This is a genomic window from Gluconobacter wancherniae NBRC 103581, assembly GCF_007988885.1.
Lineage (GTDB): Bacteria > Pseudomonadota > Alphaproteobacteria > Acetobacterales > Acetobacteraceae > Gluconobacter > Gluconobacter wancherniae.
Genome location: NZ_BJUZ01000002.1, coordinates 275,233 through 289,029, shown reverse-complemented (window position 1 = coordinate 289,029; position 13,797 = coordinate 275,233). Strand labels below are relative to the sequence as shown.

The 13,797-nt window shown below is 57.4% G+C and carries 14 protein-coding genes; 8 read left to right on the top strand and 6 right to left on the bottom strand.

Translation table 11 applies throughout. The features are described 5' to 3' along the window. Window positions 1-74 precede the first annotated feature (74 nt). The 7 genes from putA (at window position 75) to GWA01_RS08380 (ending at window position 8,179) form a co-directional block, all read left to right on the top strand. Window positions 75-3,731 carry a bifunctional proline dehydrogenase/L-glutamate gamma-semialdehyde dehydrogenase PutA gene (gene putA, locus GWA01_RS08410; protein ID WP_146796300.1) on the top strand — a complete coding sequence of 1,219 codons (3,657 nt, stop codon included), beginning with the start codon at window positions 75-77 and terminating at the stop codon, window positions 3,729-3,731. A gap of 116 nt (window positions 3,732-3,847) precedes the next feature. Next, on the top strand, window positions 3,848-4,576 hold the full coding sequence (locus tag GWA01_RS08405; protein WP_186819517.1) for a class I SAM-dependent methyltransferase: 729 nt from the start codon (window positions 3,848-3,850) through the stop codon (window positions 4,574-4,576). Between the two features lie 138 nt (window positions 4,577-4,714). Continuing rightward, window positions 4,715-5,323, top strand: coding sequence for a YceI family protein (locus GWA01_RS08400; RefSeq protein ID WP_146796294.1), 609 nt, complete (start codon window positions 4,715-4,717; stop codon window positions 5,321-5,323). A 4-nt stretch (window positions 5,324-5,327) separates the two neighbouring features. Then, entirely contained in the window at window positions 5,328-5,951 is a 624-nt protein-coding gene (locus GWA01_RS08395; RefSeq protein WP_146796291.1) for a cytochrome b, read from the top strand. 2 nt (window positions 5,952-5,953) lie between these two features. Beyond that, complete coding sequence (locus GWA01_RS08390; RefSeq protein WP_146796288.1) at window positions 5,954-6,535, top strand: YceI family protein; 582 nt, start codon at window positions 5,954-5,956, stop codon at window positions 6,533-6,535. Between the two features lie 21 nt (window positions 6,536-6,556). Then, window positions 6,557-7,552, top strand: a complete 996-nt coding sequence (locus tag GWA01_RS08385) for a glutathione S-transferase family protein (RefSeq protein WP_146796285.1) — start codon at window positions 6,557-6,559, stop codon at window positions 7,550-7,552. Window positions 7,553-7,570: 18 nt separating this feature from the next. Continuing rightward, a complete protein-coding gene (locus tag GWA01_RS08380; RefSeq protein ID WP_146796282.1) occupies window positions 7,571-8,179 on the top strand; it encodes an alpha/beta hydrolase in 609 nt (202 codons plus the stop codon). 4 nt (window positions 8,180-8,183) lie between these two features. On the opposite strand, the gene GWA01_RS08375 is transcribed toward GWA01_RS08380, so the two are convergent. From GWA01_RS08375 to GWA01_RS08350, 6 genes are all read right to left on the bottom strand, one after another. After that, entirely contained in the window at window positions 8,184-8,546 is a 363-nt protein-coding gene (locus tag GWA01_RS08375; protein ID WP_146796279.1) for a thiol-disulfide oxidoreductase DCC family protein, read from the bottom strand. A gap of 1 nt (window position 8,547) precedes the next feature. Continuing rightward, a complete protein-coding gene (locus GWA01_RS08370; RefSeq protein ID WP_146796276.1) occupies window positions 8,548-9,246 on the bottom strand; it encodes an SIMPL domain-containing protein in 699 nt (232 codons plus the stop codon). Further along, window positions 9,243-9,650, bottom strand: coding sequence for a hypothetical protein (locus GWA01_RS08365; protein WP_228118513.1), 408 nt, complete (start codon window positions 9,648-9,650; stop codon window positions 9,243-9,245). The genes GWA01_RS08370 and GWA01_RS08365 overlap by 4 nt, the downstream gene beginning before the upstream one ends. A gap of 10 nt (window positions 9,651-9,660) precedes the next feature. Then, window positions 9,661-11,061: a sensor histidine kinase gene (locus GWA01_RS08360; protein ID WP_371858444.1), complete on the bottom strand. Its 1,401-nt coding sequence runs from the start codon at window positions 11,059-11,061 to the stop codon at window positions 9,661-9,663. A 17-nt stretch (window positions 11,062-11,078) separates the two neighbouring features. Further along, a complete protein-coding gene (locus tag GWA01_RS08355) occupies window positions 11,079-11,759 on the bottom strand; it encodes a winged helix-turn-helix domain-containing protein (RefSeq protein WP_146796270.1) in 681 nt (226 codons plus the stop codon). A 97-nt stretch (window positions 11,760-11,856) separates the two neighbouring features. Then, window positions 11,857-13,116 carry a S1C family serine protease gene (locus GWA01_RS08350; RefSeq protein ID WP_146796266.1) on the bottom strand — a complete coding sequence of 420 codons (1,260 nt, stop codon included), beginning with the start codon at window positions 13,114-13,116 and terminating at the stop codon, window positions 11,857-11,859. 251 nt (window positions 13,117-13,367) lie between these two features. On the opposite strand from GWA01_RS08350, the gene GWA01_RS08345 reads away from it, so the two are divergent. Then, window positions 13,368-13,793 carry a DoxX family protein gene (locus tag GWA01_RS08345; RefSeq protein ID WP_146796263.1) on the top strand — a complete coding sequence of 142 codons (426 nt, stop codon included), beginning with the start codon at window positions 13,368-13,370 and terminating at the stop codon, window positions 13,791-13,793. Window positions 13,794-13,797 lie beyond the last annotated feature (4 nt).

The window sequence follows — 13,797 nt, the reverse complement described above, 5'->3', positions numbered from 1 at the left end:
CCTCACCAAATTGATAGACCGCCCATAGTTACGAAGCCGCCACAGGCTTTGTTCGCCTGGACTGGATGGACAACATGCCCCACCCGACGACGAAGCCGCTACCGCGCTCACTCGACGTGTTTTCCGAGTTTCTGCTTTCACGCCCGGTGCCTTCAGCCCTGCGGGATGCTCTGTCCGCAGCGCGTTGCAGGCCGGAGGCGGAATGCGTTGCAGCGCTGATGGCAGACGCAACACCCGATGGCGAACAGGCGCTGCAGGTATCGGATCTCGCGCGCAGGCTTTCTCTTCAGATGCGCGAGCGTGATCCCGGAGCGCTGGAGAGCCTGATGCAGGCATTTCCCCTCGGCTCTGCGGAAGGTCAGTCTCTGCTACGACTGGCTGAAGCCCTGCTACGTATTCCCGACACAGCCACGCAGGATGCCCTGATCCGAGATCAGGTCGGGAAAGGAGACTGGGCACGCAACATCGGGCGCGACAAATCACTACTGGTCAATGCGGCTGCCAAAGGCATGTCTCTGGCAGGGCGCCTGACGGCTTCAAAGGGCTTCAGTCTCCGGAGCCTGACATCACTGACAAGCGCACCCATGATCCGGCGTGCGATGGACCGCACCATTCGCATAATGGGCAGCCAGTTCGTTCCCGGAGAAAACATTCACGCAGCCCTGAAGGCCAGTCGGGAACAGGCAGCACGCGGATTTACTTTTTCCTATGACATGCTTGGAGAGTCTGCCCTTACGGCCACGGATGCCTCAGCTTTTCTGGAGCGATGTGAACAGGCGCTTGAGGCACTTGGGCAACATGCCGGTGTTTCGGGAACGATCCATGAGCGCCCCAGCCTGTCCCTGAAGCTTTCGGGACTGCATCCACGTTTCAGCCGCACGAAACGCGCGCGCATCATGGACGAACTCCTGCCTGTCCTTCAGAGGCTGGCCATCCGCGCACGGCATTTGGATATCGGTCTCATGATCGATGCGGAAGAAAGCGAACGTCTGGATATCGCGCTCGACGTGTTCGAGGCGCTATGCACGTTGCCGGAACTGGAGGGTTGGAATGGTCTGGGCTTCGCACTTCAGGCCTATAATCGCTGCGCACCGGAACTCCTGAATATCCTGATCGATATCGGCGCTCGTACGCACCGGCGGATTATGGTCAGGCTCGTCAAGGGCGCCTACTGGAACCGCGAGATCCGGCGTGCACAGGTGGAGGGGCTGGATTTCCCGGTTTTTACGCGCAAATGCCATACGGATCTGAGCTATCTCGCCTGCGCCCGCCGCATGCTGAGCGCACCAGCAGAAATCTATCCCCAGTTCGCGACGCACAACGCCCAGACGATCGCACATATCCACACAATCGCAGGCCCCTTTCAGGCTGGCCGCTACGAATTCCAATGCCTGCATGGCATGGCGGAAACACTGTCTCGGGAAGTTCTGAGTCCATCAGGCCTCGACGTACCCTGCCGGGTGTATGTGCCGGTTGGCACCTACGAAACACTACTTGGCTATCTTCTTCGCCGGTTTGTTGAAAATGGTGCTAGCTCTTCTTTCATCAATCAGGTTGCGTCTCAGGCCGTATCGGTCGAAGCACTGATTGTCGATCCAGTAAGGGCCGCGCGGGCAATCCCTGCATCCGAATGTGCAAATCCATCCATTCGCGCTCCTTCAGACCTGTTTGAACCAGGACATCGGAACTCAGCAGGCTTTGACATTACGGACGAGCAAACCCTGCGGTCATTTGAAACGTCCATTGATCGTGCTGGCCCCGTCTATCGACTGGAACCAATAACGCCGGACGCGCCTGCCCCAACAAGACGTCCGCGCATTCTCTACAACCCCGCGGAGCGCAATGATCGTGTTGCGGAAGTTGTGGAAGCAGATGGCGAGACACTCACCGCAGCACTGCTTTCTGCTGAACAGGGCCTGACGGCGTGGTCCCTGCAATCGCCCGAACAGCGGACCCGGGTTCTGGATCGCACTGCAGACCTTATGGAAGCCGCAAGCTTTGAGCTTCTGGCTCTTTTGATCCGTGAGGCAGGCAAAACGCTCTCCAGCGCTGTTCGTGAGCTGCGGGAAGCGGTCGATCTGCTGCGATATGATGCAGAGCGTCTGCGAGGGCGTGATCATCGCGTGCAGGTGGCGCCATTGGGGATTGTGGCGTGTCTGAGCCCATGGAACGCGCCGCTTTCCGTCTTTACGGGGCAGGTTGCTTCCGCGCTGGCTGCAGGCAATGCCGTCATTGCCAAACCAGCCGAACAAACCCCTATGATCGCAGCCCGCGCGACGCAGATCCTGCATGATGCGGGCGTCCCTCCCGAAGCGCTGCACATGTTGCCCGGCGATGCAGCTCTGGGCACCGCACTTGTGGAAGACATGCGTGTGGACGCAGTCATGTTCACCGGCGCCACAGCCGCCGCAAAAGACCTCTCCCGCCGCCTTTTCGGGCGGGTAGGACGAACCGGCCTGCCCGTTCAACTCATCACGCAGACGAGCGCGCAAAATGCGATGCTCGTGGACAGTTCCGCCCTGCCCGAACAGGCCATACGCGACATCATTTCCTCAGCGTTCGACAGTTCCGGGCAGAACTGTGCAGCGCTCCGCATCCTACTCGTTCAGGAAGACTGTGCGGACGCGTTTCTGGAGAGGCTGCGCGGTGCCATGCGCGAACTCTCGATCGGCAATCCTGCGCGTCTTCTAACGGATATAGGACCGGTTATTTCCTCGGAGGCTCAGGCTGAAATCGAGGACCATATTGATCGCATGCGGCGGGCAGGTCGGCCGATATGGAGCCTTGAACCGGGAGAAACCTGCCGCCATGGGCATTTTGTAGCTCCCACCCTGATTGAAATCGGGCGCGTTGCAGATATCAGCAACGAAGTTTTTGGTCCGGTCCTACATATCCGCCGCTATGCCCGCAGCGAACTCGACGGGGTGATTGATGCGGTGAACGCCACGGGATATGGGCTGGCTTTCGGCATCCAATCCCGTTTGTCTTCCACCATCGACCGTGCGGTAGCGCGTAGCACTGCGGGAAATATTTACGTCAACCGAGGACTTCTGGGGGCCGTGGCAGGCTCCCGTCCCGTCGGAGGGCATGGCCTGTCAGGTACGGGTCCCAAGATGGGCGGTCCTTTTGCGCTGAGACGCATGAGCGCGCAGGTCAATCCCTGGCACGTACCCAAAGGCGCTACGACAGCCAGCATGATCCCTCATGCGGCCCGAAGCCTTGTGACCTTTCTCGAAAGCCGGGACGCGGTTTCTGCCAGACGCATAAGGCAGGACATCTCGCACGGTATGGTCGGGCTGACGATGACGCTGCCTGCTCCATCCGGCGAGACAGAAACCTACAGTCTTGTACCCGGTGGGCCAGTCCTGTGCGCCGGAGATAGCTGGCCCGCGATTCTGAGAGCTGTGGGTATGGCATTGGGCACGGGGAACGTTGCGCTGGTTCTAGGACCGGACCATGCTGTGGAATGGATGTCGCGTCTTTCGGCAGGACTGAAAGACTGGGTCCAGCGCGTTGATCCGGGTGCGCTGCCGGAATGTTCGACCATGCTGATGGAAGCCGACTCTCCGCTCGCACAGCAGGCTGCGTCCACACTGACGGCACGTGAGGGGCGAATTGTTCCGATCCACACTCTAGACAGCGTACGCCCGGAATGGCTGATGAAAGAGCGCCTGGTGAGCATAAATACAGCCGCCGTGGCGGGAGATCTGCGCCTCATGGCCGTATCCTGACGGGCGAATCACATCGCAGACACACAGGGATGATTTGCATGAAGACAGCCGCGGCATAAGCTGCTCCAACTGTCAGGGACGAGGCTGGTTTTTCATCCCACTGGAACATGCGCCCTATGAAAAAGCTCTTTCCCTATGGCCTCGACGCACCAGATGTCGTGCGCAACATGACGGTTGTTTCGCTGCTGTTGTGGCTGGTTTACGGCCTGAGTTTTGTGGATTCCATGCCGCTTCGCATCAATTGGATGGAATGGCCTGCTGCTTTCATGACCTTTGGCACCCTTGCCATGATCTGGAGCAGTTTTCGAAAAGTCCCAGAGCGCGAAAAACTTCTGGGAAAGCTGGTGTGGCGTGGAGACGAACACGTTCTGGACATTGGCTGCGGGCGCGGTCTGCTGGCGATTGGCGCGGCGCATCGCCTGCCGGAGGGGCAGGTAACCGGCATCGATATCTGGCAGACATCCGATCTCAGTGGCAACTCCCCTCAGGCAGCACAGGACAATGCGCTCAAGGAAGGCGTAAGCGACCGTGTATCGTTCCGGACGGCAGACATGCGCGAGCTTCCCTTTGCAGGGGCGTCGATGGACATCGTGATCTCGGCGCTTGCAATCCACAACATCGCCAAAGCCGATCAGAGAAAACGGGCACTTCTTGAAATTATCCGCGTCCTGAAGCCCGGCGGAAAAATCCTGATTGAAGATATACGGCACCCTGCCGAATACAGGAAAATTCTTCAGCAGAATGGCTGTATTGTTACGGTCCAAAAGCCTTTCATGCACAGGGTTTTCCGTATCATCTCTTTCGGAAACCTAAATCCTGCAATTATCCTCGGGTGGAAAGAATGACATCCAATCTCACACCAGCAGTGTGATATAAATTTCCAAAAAAGCTGATTATCAAACTTCAGGAATGAGCACATCTTCTTCCCAGACAAACGGGGTTCCGCTCCTCCGGAACGGCCCCCACTGAACGGGATAAGACACATGAACAGCAAGTTCCTCGGCACGTCGCTCGCAGCTCTCGGCCTCGTCGCATCGCTTTCCACTGCCTCCGCAGCAACAGCACCTCGCGATGTGCAGGCTGGCACATACAACGTCGAGACATCCCACACGCAGATCGGCTTTTCGCTGCTGCATTTCGGCTTCACGGACTATAATGGCTTGTTCTCAGGCGTTACCGGTACGCTGACACTCGACCCTGCACATCCTGCGGATTCCAGCCTGAGCATTCATGTTCCCGTTGCAAGCGTACAGACGACCAGCGACAAGCTGACAGGCGAACTCAAGGGCGCTGACTGGTTCGACGCCACCAAGTTCCCGGAAGCGACATTTGTCTCCACCAAGGTTGTTCCGGCTGGCGCAAACAAGGCAACGGTCACCGGTGATTTCACGCTCCACGGCGTGACCAAGCCAGTCACCCTGCATGTCACGTATATCAACGCGGGCATCAATCCTCTCGACAAGGCCTATACAGTCGGTTTCCGCGCCACGGGTAAGATCAAGCGTTCCGAGTTCGGCGTGAAGACCTATGTTCCAATGGTTGGCGATGACGTCACACTGACGATCGCTGGCGCTTTCGAAAAGCAGGGTTGATCCAATGCCGGCATTGCCGTCTGCGGTCGGCAATGCCGGCCGCTACACCACAGTCGCCATGATCCTGCACTGGATCGTGGCACTTGGTATCCTCGCCCTGCTGGGTATTGGCCTGATCATGAAACATGGCGGCCTTCCACCCCAGCGCATGTTCCAACTTTTCCAGCTGCACAAATCCATCGGCATCACTGTCCTTTTTGCAGTTATCCTGCGGCTTATCTGGCGCCTGACGCATGCTGCACCTGCCTTGCCTGCAACAATGCCACGCATTGAGCGCAAGACAGCACATGCAGGGCATATCGCTCTCTACGCACTGATGCTCGGGTTGCCCTTGCTCGGCTGGGGCGTGGTATCCGCTTCCGCCTTTTCGATCCCGACGGTTCTGTTCGGGGAAATTCCGTGGCCGGATCTGCCCGTGTTACCAAACATGGACCACAAGGATGTTGCTGAAGGCATTCTGACGGCGCTGCACAAATACGGTGCCTGGCTGATGATTGCGCTCCTTGCGGCGCATATCGGAGCCGTCCTGCGCCACCGCTTCGTCCTCCATGACGGCGTCGCAGGGCGCATGATCTTTCTCCCCCGCTTCAGCAAAACCCCGCACTCACCTTCCGTTCGGAAAGCATGACCATGACACACACCACCTTCACCTTTCGCAATGCCCTGACGGTCAGCGCCCTTTCCATCGGACTGCTTTTTTCAGGTCACTCGGCACGCGCCGCAGACTGGACTCTGGACGGAACAAAAAGCACGCTGGGTTTCAGCGGGACCCAGACTGGCACGCCATTCAAAGGCCATTTTGGAAAATTCGGCGGAACGATTTCTCTCGATCCGCAACACCCCGAGACAGGCCACATCCAGATCTCCATCGACATGGCCAGCGCGGCTACGGGTGATGCACAGCGCGATGGTGCGCTCCCCGGAAAAGACTGGTTCAGTACGTCCACCTTTCCGACAGCAACATTCGAAAGCTCATCCATTCGACTGATCAGCGCGGGACATTACGAAGCCCAAGGCAAACTGACGATCCGCAATGTCACGAAACCACTGACGCTGCCATTCACACTTGCCGTGCAGGGGCAGGATGCACACGCAACAGGCCATGTGCAGCTCGTTCGCACCAACTTTGGAGTTGGGCAAGGGCCGTGGGTCAGCGGGCAATGGGTTGCGCTTGAAGTCGGGGTCGATTTCGACCTCACTGCGCACCAGTAAAGCTTGCGGCAGGGATAGATCATGCTTGTCGACGGAAAATGGTCAGAAAACTGGCAGCCAGTTCAGGCCAAGGATGAAAAAGGTGGCTTCGTGCGCCAGATTTCGGGTTTCCGAAGCCTGATCACACCTCCAACTTCATCCACCTCCGATGTCGAGGGCGACTTCACAGCAGAAGCAGGGCGTTACCACCTGTACGCTGCGCTGATTTGCCCCTGGGCCTGTCGGGCCCTGATCGCCCGAAAGCTAAAGAAGCTTGAACACATTGTTTCCGTCTCGATCGTCAATCCTGTCCTGACCGAGGAGGGATGGAAATTCGGCGGCTATCCGGGCGCTACGCAAGACACCATAAACGGTGCAACGTACATGCACGAACTCTATACCCGTGCAGATCCACGTTATACTGGCCGGGCGACCGTTCCAGTATTGTGGGACCGGAAGCTCGGCACGATCGTCAATAACGAATCCTCCGACATCCTGCGTATTTTCAACTCAGGTTTCGGGGAGCTGGCTGATGAAAGCATAGATCTCTACCCACCTGCCCTGCGCGATAAAATCGACGCGCTGAATGACTGGATCTACCCGAACCTGAACAACGGCGTGTACCGCACCGGATTTGCCACCACACAACCAGCGTATGAGGAAGCGTTTCTGGACGTTTTTTCAACGCTTGATGCATTGCAAACCAGACTGGGTGCAGGCGGTCCATGGCTGCTGGGAGATACGTTCACGGAAGCCGATATCCGCCTCTTCGTTACACTGGTACGTTTTGATGCGGCTTATCATGGGCTTTTTAAATGCAATCTTCGGCGTCTGCTGGATTATCCTGCCCTAAACGCATACCTGCATCGCGTGCTTCATATCCCCGGAATACGCGAAACAGTCAGTGTCGAGCATATCAAACAGGGCTATTATTCCATCAAGGCCCTTAATCCCAATGGTATTGTTCCGCTTGGCCCCGATCTTCCGGATCTGGACCCAAAAGACATCCTGAGACTACGCTCACAACCCTTACGCTAAGCCTGGGGAGGCGTCAGGATGTCAAAAAAACTTGTCATTCTTCTACATGGTGTCGGTGGTCATGGCCTTGAAATGACCCCACTTTCAGAGCGCTGGAAATCAGCATTGCCCAACACCACTTTCGCCACACCGGATGCTCCAGACATCTTCGATCTGGGACCAATTGGGCATCAGTGGTTCAGCGTGAAAGACGTGACACCCAAAAACCGTGGTGCACGCGTGAAAGCCGCACGCAAATCGTTCGACCAGACAATAAGCGCCATCATTGACCTGCATGGCATGACTGGCAGGCTGCAAAACGTCGCATTTGCAGGCTTTTCTCAAGGTAGCATCATGGCTCTGGATGCTGTGGCACGTGGACGCTGGCCGGTTGGCGCGGTGCTGGCCTATTCAGGAAGACTGGCCACGCCAGCCCCGTATGATCCGTGCTGCGATACACCCGTATTGCTGATACATGGCAGGGAAGACAATGTTATACCCGTTGAAGAAAGCATTCGGGCACATGCGCTGCTGAGGGATATGGGCTTTGCGGCAGAGCTGGTCCTTGAGGAGAACACGGGACATACCGTGTCCCTGAATGGCACCAATCTTGGAAGAGATTTCCTGAAGCAGAACCTCTTCCCCTGATGCTTCAGGAAAAACGTCTGGTCAGTTTCTGAAGCGCCGGACGGAAACGGAGAAACACCGTATAAAGCGTCTCCAGAATCCGCAGGAAAACGGGATTGCGCGCGGCTAAACCTATTGGCCTTAACAGTGGGATCGCACGCCACATCGTGGCAAATGCAGCTGCGCCAGAATATAGCCGCCCGTCTTCTTCAGCGTGAAAACGCGCCAAGAGCGTTTTGCGGTCCAGTGGGCAGGCGCTCCCGCTCGTGACATCCACGAAGCGGATGGCTTTCCGCCTATCAAGCTTGCGCATAAGTGCAATTTCGCGTCTGCATAGTGGACATCCGCCGTCATGATAAACCGTAACGACGGGGTTCACAGAACGCATGTCAGGGAGCCAGTTTCGCCTGCACCGATACGGTCACGCGCAGGGTCTGCTCCTCGGGCGAACTCTGAGGAGGCGTCGGTGCCGAAGCCATGCGCGCCGCCATGAGCATCATAGGCCTTGGGCCGGGTTCCGTTGTTGAAACGCGCACATTCGTAAGGCCTACAAATCGTAAGCCCAGAGCTTCAGCATCAGCCTGAGCATCCTTACGCACTTTTTCCAGCGCCTGCTTGCGGGCATCCTGCATCAGGTGATCGCGGGTCTGCGGATCAAGGGACCAGTCCAGACCTTCCATTGCCAGGCCCTGCTCCTGCAAGGTTCCGGCAATTGCGAGCAGACGAACGGAGTCCGTTCCGCTAAGCGTAAGGTCCTGACGCGCGTTCCAGTGCACCGTGCCATGCTCGGGAAATTCCTGCGAAATACCGTAAGAACCTGCCCGAACTTCGATACCATCCTGACCGGACGCCGCCTTGATAGCCGTAGCGATCTGTCTATTCAGAATCTGCTGTGCCTGCGCGGGGTTAGCATTGGATGCATGACCAAACAGTCGGATCGTCAGGAGTGTAGGTACGCCCTGGGCCCGGCCTTCGGTTGTAAATTCCAGTTTCGTCCCGCTATCCGGCCCAGCATCGGCAGCATGGGCAGACCCTGCCAGCGCGGCAGCAGAGAAGACGGCGGAGCAGAGAAGAAAAAGACGCTTCATAAATGTACCTGGCGTTCCTGACTGGTGTTCAGCAATACCAACGCACGACGAAGCCTCTCGATCCCTGCACGCACATGCTGGCCGTTGCACAGCGCTGTGCCTGTATCATGGAGGTGACGTGCATCATCCATCGCACTGACAGGAATGCCATGCGGGGTCTGCATCCGCTCCTGCACATTTCGCGACAGGCGAAGGCAGTATTCGCGGCTGTCAGACGTCACCGAAATGCTTCCATCCGCTTTCGCGGACGGAACATGATCAATCGCCATTTCCGGAGCTGCCCCCAGGCAAAAGCTCAGGGACAACACCGACAGGGACACCGCACGGGCGGAGGACTTCATCGGAAACTGGTGCATGGCCGCTGAAATAGCACAAGGCACCTGCCCCTTCTGTGAGTGGGACATGAAACTTATGTCATCCCTTTTGGGTCGATGATGCGAGAACGGGAAGAAGCAGGGTCGCGCGCAGCCCCGGAGAGCCGGAGCTCAATACAAACGTGCCGCCATGCAGGCTCGCAACAGCCTGAACCAGGGAAAGTCCCAGCCCGGAGCCGGGCGTATTGCGCGCTTCCTCCGCGCGGAAAAACCGCTCGGACGCACGCGCCAGATCGGCCTCGTTCATTCCTGGCCCCTGATCAGAGACCGTAATCGCCACATGCCCCTGCTGCAATCTGGCGGAAAGGGTAATGTCTGTGCCCTGAGGAGAGAACTTGATTGCATTATCCATCAGATTCGCAATGGCCTGCTGGAGCAAATGCGGATCACCGTTGACCGGCGCCAGCGGAGCAATCTCGGCAACGAGCCCAAGGCCTGCCTCCTCGGCTGATGCCTCATAAAGTTCGCACAACCCATCCAGAAGCGGGGCCAGATCCAGCGCAGTAAACGCAGCCCGTCTTGCCCCTGCCTCAAGCTGTGCGATCCGAAGCAGCGCCTCAAAAATGGATGTCACATGATCAAGATCTTCAACGGCACGATCAATCGCTGCACGAAGTTCTTCCTCGGACTCGGCATGTGCGCTGGCATCTTCAAGCCGCGTCCGAGCGCGCGCAATTGGTGTTCTCAGATCGTGAGCGATGGCGTTTGATACCTGGCGCACGCCATCCATCAGTCGGTTGATACGCTCGAGCATTGTGTTGACGGTCTGGGCAACGAGGTCTGTTTCGCTACCCGTGAGGCTCATACGGCGACTGAGATCGCCATTGGCGACTGCCGCAGTGGTTCTGGCAATCGAGCGGACGACCTGCCGGAAAATGCGACGCACCACGAGGCCACCACCAGCAGCCAGCATCGTAATCATGATCCACGCCCAGATGAGCGTGTCTGTCAGAACATGGCGGACAAGGTCACGGCCGTGCACGTCCCGGCCGACGATCAACCTGAAATTATTCGGCAGCGCATATGCGTGCAGCTTGGCCTGTGTTCGGAAGCCGTCTCGCCTGATGGAAAGTTCGTAAAATTGATTAAAACTGCTGATGAGCGCGGGCCAGCCGGGAAGGTTTCCGGCATAGCGCCGCCCATCAGGACCTACGACGAGGTAAAGCTCGTCATCTTCCACATTCTGATCAAGCCGGTCCTGCACCGCCATGGCCAGCGCAGGAAGGCCACCTGCGGCCCAGCGCTGGCGTAGATCCTGTGCATCGACTTCCACCGAGGCTTCGACGCGACGGTCCAGCTGTCCCGTCGTGTTCCACCAGATGAAGGAGAGGAACAGCCCCGCCGACAGGACGAAAACCAGCCCATACGCCAGCGAGAAATTAACGCCAGCAGAACGGATCGGCCAGCGCACGCGCTTCCGAAGGCGGATCAAGGCGCGTATTTTTCTCACCGGGAAAATCAGTCCGCGCGCAGGATATAGCCAGCGTTGCGGATGGTGTGGATCAGATGCGTGTCGAACGGCTTGTCTACTTTCTGGCGCAGACGCGAGACGTGCACGTCAATCACATTCGTCTGCGGATCAAAATGATAATCCCACACGCGCTCCAGAAGCATTGTGCGTGTTACGACCTGCCCCGCGTGGCGAAGCAGAAATTCGAGCAGACGGAATTCTCGGGGCTGAAGATCAATTTTCTCGTTGCCGCGTTTGACCGTACGCGACAGCAGATCCATCTCCAGATCAGCAACAGACAGACGCGTCTGTGGTGCAGCTTCTGCCCTGCCACGACGTCCAAGCGCTTCGACGCGGGCCAGAAGCTCCGAGAAAGCAAAAGGCTTCGTCATATAATCGTCGCCGCCAGCCTTTAGGCCCGCAACGCGTTCGTCCACATCTGCAAGCGCAGAAAGAATAAGGACCGGGGTGGGGTTCTGCTGCCCGCGAAGGGTTTCGAGAATTCTCAGCCCATCAATACCGCCCGGCAACATGCGGTCCAGAATGACAATATCGTATTTTTCACTGACGGCCAGGAACAGACCGTCCTTGCCGTTATCAGCTTCGTCAACGACATGCCCGGCCTCACGAAGACCTTTGAGCACGAACGCGCGAACAGTGAGATCATCCTCAACGAGCAGGATACGCATTGTTCTCTATCTTCCTTCAGACCAGCGCCTGGACATTGCGTTGCCACCCACAATAGCGACACCGGCGCTACCGTCAAAACATACCACAAATTCCGCTTCAGTCGTCACTCTCCAGCGGGCGGTGACCAACATGCACAGGCAGCGTCTGGATCAGCTTGTTGCGCAGAACCGTGAAGGTGAGGATTGTATCGGGACGCGCCGCGGCAATGCTTCGCAGGAGCATACGCGCGCTCCCGACGGGCACACCATCCACCTGCTTCACAATATCACCGCGTCTCAGACCGCCTTTTTGTCCGGGGCCACCCGTATCGACGCTATCGATACCCACCTGCGTCTCACCATCATCCAGCGTGATCCCAAGCCAGCCATGCTCGGCGTGGCCTGTTGCCTCGATCTCGGCAACGATCGGGGCCACGATTTCCGATGGAATCCCGAAGCCAATACCTACGGAGCCGCCCGCTGGCGTGACGATAGCCGCATTCACCGCGACGACCTGCCCACGCATGTTGAAGGCAGGACCACCGGAATTTCCCGGATTGATGGGCGCATCAAGCTGGATGAAATCATCCAGAGAGCCAATACCCAGATCACGCCCGACAGCAGACACGATCCCTGCGGTGACTGAAGATCCAAATCCGAATGGATTGCCTGCCACCAGAATCCAGTCGCCGATTTCCGTCTGTCGGCTATCGCCCCAAGCCACATAAGGGAGAGGGTCCGGACTATCGACTTTGATGACGGCAATATCGGTCAACGGATCTGCGCCCAGCAGACGGGCGGGCATTTCGTGCCCGTTTGACAAGGAAACCACCACCTTGTCGGCACCGCCAACAACGTGGCGATTGGTTACGATAATGCCGGACGCATCGACGATAAAGCCGGAGCCTGCCCCGACCATTTCCTCCTGCTTGCGCTTCATCCGGTCGTGATAGCGTTTTTCAAGCGGCGTCCCCTTGATCTGGGGCGGCATGTGATCGTGACCGTCCGGGCTGTTCTGTGTAATCGCAATATTCACGACAGCCGGGATAACGTTGCGGACCAGAGGCGAAAAACTCAACGGACCGGACTGCACCAGAATCGGCGGCAATGCAGGTGCTGCAGGCGGGACCGGCGGCTGCACGGGAATGCCATGTCCATTGGTTTTTTCGCCCGCCGGAATATGGTCCGCGATGATGGCTGGAAAATGCGGAAACAGAAAAGAATGCGACGACGTAGGTGACTTGGAAGGCTGTTCCTGAGCGGGGGTTGGCGGCGTCTGCGTGCGGACCAGATAGCCGCGCATGGCAAACATCAGCCCCACCGTCACGACGGTGGCCGTTCCCGCCCCTACGGCGGCAGCCTGAAAGGAGCGGCTCATATGAAACAGTTCACGAACATCGTCATATGTCAGGTGCTAACACAGATTTACGGCAGTTCCTAAGATAACAGGGAGCAAGGAATTTTTGCCTCGCCCTCCTTGGATTCATGTAAATTCATAGATCAATTTTTGGAAACATTTCCTTTCTTTCATTTCCATATAATCAATTATAAAAAGCCAGTAGGTTTTCCTTACAGACACAGAACAACGGGACGGACTTCTCCGCCCCCTGATCATGAAAGGAAACCACAATGAAAAACACTCTCCCACGCGATGCCGCCCTTCTTGTCGCCCGCCTTCTTCTTGCGCTGCTCTTCTTGATCATGGGCTGGGGTAAGCTTTCCGACTTTTCGGGAGCGGTCGCCTACATGACGCAAACGCACGCACCATTACCAGCGCTCTCGGCAGCCATCGCCATTCTTGTTGAGCTCGGGATTGGCTTAGCACTCGTGGCCGGTGTGTTTGTGGCACCACTGGCAATCATCCTTGCCCTTTACACGATCGCTACCGGCCTGATCGGGCATAATTTCTGGACGATGTCCGGAATGCTTCGCTACGACATGATGATCCATTTCTATAAGAACATCAGTATTGCAGGCGGCCTGCTTGCACTGGCCGTCAGTGGTCCGGGACGTTACGCACTGAACTTCGGAAAGTCAGGCCGCAACGCCCTCTGACGAT

Excerpts from the sequence above, each read along its gene's own strand:
- putA (WP_146796300.1), top strand. The coding sequence starts at position 75 with ATGCCCCACCCGACGACGAAGCCGCTACCGCGCTCACTCGACGTGTTT.
- GWA01_RS08405 (WP_186819517.1), top strand. The coding sequence starts at position 3,848 with ATGAAAAAGCTCTTTCCCTATGGCCTCGACGCACCAGATGTCGTGCGC.
- GWA01_RS08400 (WP_146796294.1), top strand. The coding sequence starts at position 4,715 with ATGAACAGCAAGTTCCTCGGCACGTCGCTCGCAGCTCTCGGCCTCGTC.
- GWA01_RS08395 (WP_146796291.1), top strand. The coding sequence starts at position 5,328 with ATGCCGGCATTGCCGTCTGCGGTCGGCAATGCCGGCCGCTACACCACA.
- GWA01_RS08390 (WP_146796288.1), top strand. The coding sequence starts at position 5,954 with ATGACACACACCACCTTCACCTTTCGCAATGCCCTGACGGTCAGCGCC.
- GWA01_RS08385 (WP_146796285.1), top strand. The coding sequence starts at position 6,557 with ATGCTTGTCGACGGAAAATGGTCAGAAAACTGGCAGCCAGTTCAGGCC.
- GWA01_RS08380 (WP_146796282.1), top strand. The coding sequence starts at position 7,571 with ATGTCAAAAAAACTTGTCATTCTTCTACATGGTGTCGGTGGTCATGGC.
- GWA01_RS08375 (WP_146796279.1), bottom strand. The coding sequence starts at position 8,546 with ATGCGTTCTGTGAACCCCGTCGTTACGGTTTATCATGACGGCGGATGT.
- GWA01_RS08370 (WP_146796276.1), bottom strand. The coding sequence starts at position 9,246 with ATGAAGCGTCTTTTTCTTCTCTGCTCCGCCGTCTTCTCTGCTGCCGCG.
- GWA01_RS08365 (WP_228118513.1), bottom strand. The coding sequence starts at position 9,650 with ATGTCCCACTCACAGAAGGGGCAGGTGCCTTGTGCTATTTCAGCGGCC.
- GWA01_RS08355 (WP_146796270.1), bottom strand. The coding sequence starts at position 11,759 with ATGCGTATCCTGCTCGTTGAGGATGATCTCACTGTTCGCGCGTTCGTG.
- GWA01_RS08350 (WP_146796266.1), bottom strand. The coding sequence starts at position 13,116 with ATGAGCCGCTCCTTTCAGGCTGCCGCCGTAGGGGCGGGAACGGCCACC.
- GWA01_RS08345 (WP_146796263.1), top strand. The coding sequence starts at position 13,368 with ATGAAAAACACTCTCCCACGCGATGCCGCCCTTCTTGTCGCCCGCCTT.